Annotated in this window: 2 protein-coding genes and 2 pseudogenes; 2 read left to right on the top strand and 2 right to left on the bottom strand. The window is 67.0% G+C overall.

The window, feature by feature from the left end:
• A partial coding sequence (locus U9977_RS26270; protein ID WP_322751960.1) for an acyl-CoA dehydrogenase family protein occupies nucleotides 1-560 on the top strand: 560 nt, incomplete at its 5' end.
• A 1,107-nt stretch (nucleotides 561-1,667) separates the two neighbouring features.
• Nucleotides 1,668-2,480, top strand: a pseudogene (locus tag U9977_RS26265) (ISL3 family transposase).
• 302 nt (nucleotides 2,481-2,782) lie between these two features.
• Here the strand turns inward: U9977_RS26265 and U9977_RS27325 are convergent.
• Nucleotides 2,783-2,893, bottom strand: a pseudogene (locus tag U9977_RS27325) (RNA-directed DNA polymerase); the annotation flags it as partial.
• A 279-nt stretch (nucleotides 2,894-3,172) separates the two neighbouring features.
• Nucleotides 3,173-3,709 carry a hypothetical protein gene (locus U9977_RS26260; RefSeq protein ID WP_322751959.1) on the bottom strand — a complete coding sequence of 179 codons (537 nt, stop codon included), beginning with the start codon at nucleotides 3,707-3,709 and terminating at the stop codon, nucleotides 3,173-3,175.
• Nucleotides 3,710-3,740: the final 31 nt, after the last annotated feature.

The following is a 3,740-nucleotide window of genomic DNA, read 5'->3' as shown; positions in this document are numbered from 1 at the left end:
GGCACATCGTTGTGGCGACCACGGCGTTTGCCGCTCAGCGGACGCAGTTCGGCCAGCCCATCCGGCGGTTTCAGGCGGTCGGCCGGCATCTGGCTCTCCTCGCCGAGGAGTCGGCGCTGGCCGGCCACGCAGCCCAGACGGCGACCGAGGCGCTCGTCGCGGCCGAGGCCGGCCACGCAGGTGTGGCGGGTGCCGTGGGCGAGACGGGTGGTGTGCATGTACGGGATCGCGCGTCTCTGGGGGGTGGCGGCGGTGTGGCGGTCGGTGACCCGCCGTCCCGCGAGGCGATCATGGCGGTGGCGGCAGCGAAACTGATCGCGGGCCGGGCAGCCGGCGAGGTCGCGGCCCGGGCCCATCAGATCCACGGCGCGATCGGGCTGACGATGGAGTTCCCGCTTCAGTACTTCACCCGCCGGCTGTGGTCCTGGCGCGACGAGTACGGCTCGGAACGCTACTGGAGCACCGTCCTCGGCCGCCATGTCGTCGCGCAGGGACAGAGCATGCTCTGGCCACTCCTCACGGCCGCACCGGTCAGCCGCCAGGCGCACGACGGGACGTGAGCGGTGAACGTCGGCATCTACTTCGACCTGCGCAATCCACCCGGCCAAGGCAGGGATTTCTCCCGGCTTTACGGGTTCACCCTGGAGATGTGCCAGGAAGCCGAACACCTTGGTGTCCACTCGGTGCGGGCGAGCGAACACCAAGGTGTTCGACGACGGTTATCGGCTCTCCGTACTTGCCCAGAGATCGTGTTTGATAGCTGACCATCCGTGACCTGTTGTTGTGGCGGAGCGTGACAGGTCTGGGGTCGTGAAAAGGACGTACCCGCCCATCCGGGAAGATCACGACTTGTCTAAGGTCCGTGATCGCCAGAAGAACGGGTGCGTCGTTGTTCGAGGCTACGGCTGGTCGTGCGGTGGCGGCGGTGCTGGGGTTGCCGGGGTTCGTGGCCGAGGTGTTGGAGTTCGAGGCGGATGGTTCGGCGGTACTGCATGTGGTGACGGCGCCGGAGACGGAGTGTCGCTGTCCTGGCTGCGGGGCCGTGGCGGTGCGCGTGAAGGAGCGGGTCGGCCACACGGCGCGGCACTTCGTGATGGTGCCGCTGCGGGTGACACTCGACAAACGGGTCCTGGCCTGCGGGAGCGAGGCCTGTGAGCGGGGGTCGTTCGCCCGCCCGGCGGGGTTCACCGCGCCGGGCGGGCGGGTGACGCTGTCCGCGCTCGACACGCTCGGGCATCTGGTCGGTGACGGCGTGCTGTCCGTCGACGTGGCCGCTCGGTGGGCGCGGGTGGCCTGGCACACGGCGCACGGCGCGTTCGTCGGACTCACCGAACGGGCGGGCATCACGGTCAGTGAGCAGGAGGTGGCCAGTGAGCTGCTCGTCCCGGTCCTCGCCGACGAGCCGGCCGTCGGCCCGGCCGCGCGCGAGGAGGCTGACGAGGTGCCGGTGCTGGTCACGCACCGGTGCGGCCGGTGCGTCGCCGTTGGCGGACGAGCCCGGGACCGAGCCGCAGGACGAGCAGGAGAACCGGCGCCGGTTGCGGTCGGTGTTCGGCCCGCTGCCCGCGACGGGCGTTCTCGGGCTCGACGACCAGCGCCGCGGGAAGCCGCGCTACCGCCGCGGCGACGAGGGCGGGTGGGAACCCGAGGCCGACCGCTGGCAGACCATGGTGACCGACTCCGCGGGCGGGCACGGCCTGCTCGGCGTGGTCGAGACCCGAACGAAGGCCCCCGTGATCGCCTGGATCCGTGCCCAGCCGGCGGCCTGGCGCGACGGGATCTGGGCGGTCACGATCGACATGTCGACCTCCTACCGGGCCGTCGCCCGCGAGGCGCTCCCGCACGCGATCGTCGCAGCTGATCATTTTCACGTCGCCCGGCACATGGGCACGATGTGCGATGACGTGCGACGACGCATCAGCCACCAGCTCCACGGCCGGCGCGGCCGCGCCACCGACATCGAGTACCAGCTCACGAACGCGCTGCGCTACGGGCCCGGCCGGCTCTCGGACCGCGGCCGACGGAAAATCCTCGACGGACTCGGCGAACTCGGCGAACTCGTCATGATCGACGGCGACGCCGTCCACGACCTGCGCGTGTCCTGGACCGCGACGAACCTGCTGCTCAGGGTGCTCGCGCTCTCCCCGTCACGGACCGGCCGGCCAATCACCCGCACCGAGATCGCGCACGCGCTGTTCCGGTTCTTCGACCACGTCGCGACCTTCGGTACCGGCATCCCCGAGCTCGTCACCGCGACCGAGACCATCGACAACTGGCTCGAGGAGATCACGAACGCGGTCTAGCACGGGATCTCCAACGCGGCCGCCGAGGGCGTCAACCGCCTCACGAAGCTGATCTACCGGGTGGCGTTCGGGATGACCAACGTCGCCAACCAGCAACTCCGGGCCCGGTACACCGCCTCCCGCGCCGCCCGCCCGCCGTGGCGACCGACCGTAACCGCATACGCGACCGCCACGTAATCAGACGACTACGACCTCTGGCCAACTGCGGAGAGCCGAAATACCTCTCCAGGCGGCGCCAGCAGCCCCGGTACCAGACCATCGTCGAGTCCTTGTAGCCAAGACGCTTTAACTCCGCGTCCAAACTCGACACCAAAACGGATAAACCAACCATTACGACCGACCTCCGATCATGCAGGCCCGGCACCATACCGAACCGCTGATCAGAATCCTCGGCGCCTTATGTGCAGCGCTCCACCCCCGACCAAGCCCTCACCAGGGCCGACAGGCCGACGCTGCGCATTAGGCGGGTTATGTTCAGCTGAACATAACCCGCCTTGCGGCGTGCCGGTGTGCGTCTCCCTGTTTTCGCCAAGTTCCGTGAGGACCCCGGCCTTCAGGAACGCCTTGACCAGCGCCAGGACCCGTTTGGTTGGGTAGGCCGCGCGTAAAAGGACCCGCTTCCGGCGGGCACCTCGACGCGCGGCCTACCCAACAGTTTCTGGGATGCCGGTAGCCGGGCCGAGTTGGTGATGGCCGCGCCACGGCATCTCAACCCGCCGTACCCACGACGACGCAAACCTGGCGCCAGATTCAAGGCCTCCAATGCCGGGCCTCGGCGAGACCGAGAACGGCTAGGTACATGGCAGCGAGCGCGGCCGAATGCCGAGTTTGATGCGATAGGCGACCTTCCTAAGAGGCCACCGTCAGCATTACGACCCAATTGCCGAACCAATAGCGCTCGCCGCAAGTGCCGCACCAATTGCCGAGGCTATTCCGAGTGCCCATTTACCTGCGTGCGCCAGGTGAGTCATCACTGTCTGACCGTCGCCCTTGGATGCGGCTACCTCTGCCTGGGCGATTTCCGCGACAGCGACATCGTGCTCCGGTTCCGTGGCTCGCGCCTTCATCTCGGACCTGAGCGCCGAAAGTTCTCTCTTCAGCGAAGGGAGATCAATTTCTTTCGATCCCTGTGTCCACGCTTGAGAAAAGGTGTTGTCGTGGCCATGGGCGTTTGGTCCGACCGCTCCAGCCTGCCCTACCGTATAATTGTCACCCATTGCGACCTCCTTTTGCATGATGAGACCTTCAGGACTTTGGATGTTTTGCACCAGAGATTGAATTTTGCTGTTTATGATCTGTGTGTTGGTTGTTGCATCTTGGCCATCGAGGTCAGTACGAACGGTGAGTTCGAGTACCTCCAAGAACTTCAGGAGGACGGTATGTAGGCCCGGCTCATCGTTCGCCATCCGAATTCACTCTCCGTCGCGCCGGCCGGCG

It is taken from the genome of Protofrankia sp. Cas8 (genome assembly GCF_963555845.1).
Lineage (GTDB): Bacteria > Actinomycetota > Actinomycetes > Frankiales > Frankiaceae > Protofrankia.
This window is presented reverse-complemented; position numbering and strand designations above follow the sequence as displayed.

Excerpts from the sequence above, each read along its gene's own strand:
- U9977_RS26260 (WP_322751959.1), bottom strand. The coding sequence starts at position 3,709 with ATGGCGAACGATGAGCCGGGCCTACATACCGTCCTCCTGAAGTTCTTG.